Origin of the sequence: Chloroflexus sp. MS-G, assembly GCF_000735195.1 — a bacterium.
GTDB lineage: Bacteria > Chloroflexota > Chloroflexia > Chloroflexales > Chloroflexaceae > Chloroflexus.
This window is the reverse complement of sequence record NZ_JPIM01000224.1, coordinates 1-2,537: the sequence shown is the minus strand read 5'-3', so window position 1 is coordinate 2,537 and position 2,537 is coordinate 1. Positions and strand designations below refer to the sequence as shown.

The following is a 2,537-nucleotide window of genomic DNA, read 5'->3' as shown; positions in this document are numbered from 1 at the left end:
AGTTGGTTGCGGAGCGTACCCAGTGGGTCGTCCTCCGTGTCATCGCCGGAGCGATTGACGAGGAAGAGTATAGCAAGCCTGGCGGATTTTGTCAAGCGGGGGCGAGAAGACAATATCACGAGCTTGGCAACGTTCGTACCGTGTGCAGGAAAAGGCAGTGCATAGCAGAATGAAGATTGCGAGCGATAGAGCGATTCCCACTTCGTCTACAGCGCATGAGGAGACATATTGCTTCCCGTTCCGACGTGCGCTGCCCGCCCCCGTTTGTCACGCCGATAACGCCCGTCCCTGCCGGTAGGGGTGGGTTCGCAACCTGCCCATAACGATGACTGGCTGGGCACCTACTGGCGGCACGGTACGTGCCCAATGAAAAGTTTTTGACCAGGCTCAAAGCCTGCCCGCTGTCTCCAGCATTAGCATTTCTGCCCGACACGGACTAGCCGACCGCGTACCCAGGGACAATCATCATCGCCGTCAGCGAGTGCCCAACGTTCCTCGGTGTTTCTCCATACAATAGCCAACGAGCGAGCCGCAAAGTTAAACGTGCTTGAAAATGACGTGCTTATCTTCTCCTACGTTCAGGCTGATAAATGAGTCAATGGTTCTTCGGGCCGTCATCAACACGACCCCATCTGTTGTTAAAGCCTCCACAAGACAACGCATATACTGTTCCCCAGATCCATCTATGCCAATCAATGGATCATCAAGCAACGTTAATGCTCTGCGCAACACATACGCAGCAAGCAATTGCACGCGCCGTTTTTGGCCCTGTGACATCTTCTCAATCGGTGTGCGAACAAACGGCGCTAGCTCGAACAGTTCCAAACCTGCTGCTACGTAATCAGCGCTCGGGCGGGTACGATAAAACTCAGCAACGAGATTCACATACTCGATAGGGTTTAAGAATGGCGGCAAGTCAATAATTTCTGGAACATAAAATATAGAACGTTTAACACGAACATCCTTGTAGATACTCTTCCCACATAGCAACACATCACCCCGTAATGGTCGGCAAATCCCGGCGACTGTTTTCATAAGAGTAGATTTGCCTACCCCATTTGGGCCATATAATAGGAGACTTTCCCCTCTTCTCAGGGTCAGTGACACGTTCAGCAGTGGCGATGTATAACCGCATTCAAGATCCTGGACATCAAGCATCTCCATCGCGAACTCCCACGTACCAATGATGAAGATCGACAGGTAAACTTAGCATGTGAACGAGTAACGGAAGTGCCAGAATTGGATCGACAACGTACACCAGCATTCCAAATAGGGGCAAGAGCATCCCAGGTAGCAGAGCTGCGAAAAGAGAACGGATCGGCGATAGATAACCATCAATATGCACTCGCACAAAAAGCGTATGTCGCTCCACTTCAATCGGAACACCATCTGGTAAAAAAAGGATGTGGAGAATTTCATGCAAAACGACACCGGCCGGTACAAGCAAAGCCGCCACTCCCAATCTGCAAAATAGCTCAAACCATATAAAAGATAGGGGCAGCAGAAAAATAAATGGCAGCCATAGAGCTTTGATCTTGAGAACCGTCCAACAGGTATAAGCGATCCGCTCTCTCATACGCTCCCCTGGCGCGCATCAAAAAGCATATCAATGTCGTAGAAGATAAGCACTAAAGTAATAAAGCAAATAAAAAGAAACCATGGAGAAGACCAAAGAGCTATACTGTGAGTAAGTACTAAATACAACCCCGCTGCGTAACCAAGCCATCTTGAACGTTCATCAGTTCGGAAAACAGTATTAACAAAGACTCCTATTAATAAAATATTAACTAAGACCCATGCCTCAATCTCAGTAAATTGCAAAAGATACAAAATGACACCACAGGGTAAATTGAGAATACACCCTAAAATGAACACCATTATACGGCGAGAAAAAGGTGTCTTCTGAATTGCGCGAAGATCAAACAGAAACATATCTGCCCATCTTACCCCGATCAAATTCACAAACGGCAACAACATCACTAACGTTGACACACCAAAAAAGGCGGTCAACAGCAGGGGTTGTGAAAAATCTGGATTGCGGAAATTAATTACCCCTTCTTCTATGGTTAATCTCATAGAAGATCCAATCCCTGATAGGTATAGATCAAACATTAACAGGATCGCTGCGATAAGAAGAACTCTTCTCGGCGAATAGTAGAGTGCATACCAGTGATAATTTGTGATGCGATTTCCAACAAGAAGGATCGCTTCTATCAAGCAAGGAATACATAGCAACACGAGTGCTACGACATCAACAGCATGAAACACTGCCAAAGAGAGCAAAAAAAGGATGATAATCGATGGAATAGCCCAAATAGAGCGGCTAACCAGGAGAGTAAATACAAGCAGCGCGTTCCCATATAACATTAGTATGGGCGAGAACGGATAAAACGGCCAGAGACTTACCAGAAAAGGCGGCGTTATGACCATCCAACCAACGAGAGCGAGTCGTTCCTTTTCGCCAGGCAAGGTTACATGAAAATCATTCAACGCAAGAAGTTGTCTTGGTTCAATCATTTTATATAGCACATAAGCAA

General features: G+C 46.9%; 3 protein-coding genes. All 3 read right to left on the bottom strand.

Going from position 1 to position 2,537, the window contains the following annotated elements:
* Positions 1–537: 537 nt before the first annotated feature.
* Positions 538–1,164, bottom strand: a complete 627-nt coding sequence (locus JE47_RS0119985; RefSeq protein ID WP_031461430.1) for an ABC transporter ATP-binding protein — start codon at positions 1,162–1,164, stop codon at positions 538–540.
* Positions 1,151–1,576 carry a hypothetical protein gene (locus tag JE47_RS0119980; RefSeq protein WP_031461429.1) on the bottom strand — a complete coding sequence of 142 codons (426 nt, stop codon included), beginning with the start codon at positions 1,574–1,576 and terminating at the stop codon, positions 1,151–1,153. The genes JE47_RS0119985 and JE47_RS0119980 overlap by 14 nt, the downstream gene beginning before the upstream one ends.
* Positions 1,573–2,537, bottom strand: a 965-nt coding sequence (locus JE47_RS20865; protein WP_035420211.1) for a hypothetical protein, incomplete at its 5' end; no start/stop codon positions are given. The genes JE47_RS20865 and JE47_RS0119980, both read right to left, overlap by 4 nt.

What these genes read in the sequence shown, in the direction of transcription:
- JE47_RS0119980 (WP_031461429.1), bottom strand. Translation starts at nt 1,576, where the DNA reads ATGAGAGAGCGGATCGCTTATACCTGTTGGACGGTTCTCAAGATCAAA.
- JE47_RS0119985 (WP_031461430.1), bottom strand. Translation starts at nt 1,164, where the DNA reads ATGGAGATGCTTGATGTCCAGGATCTTGAATGCGGTTATACATCGCCA.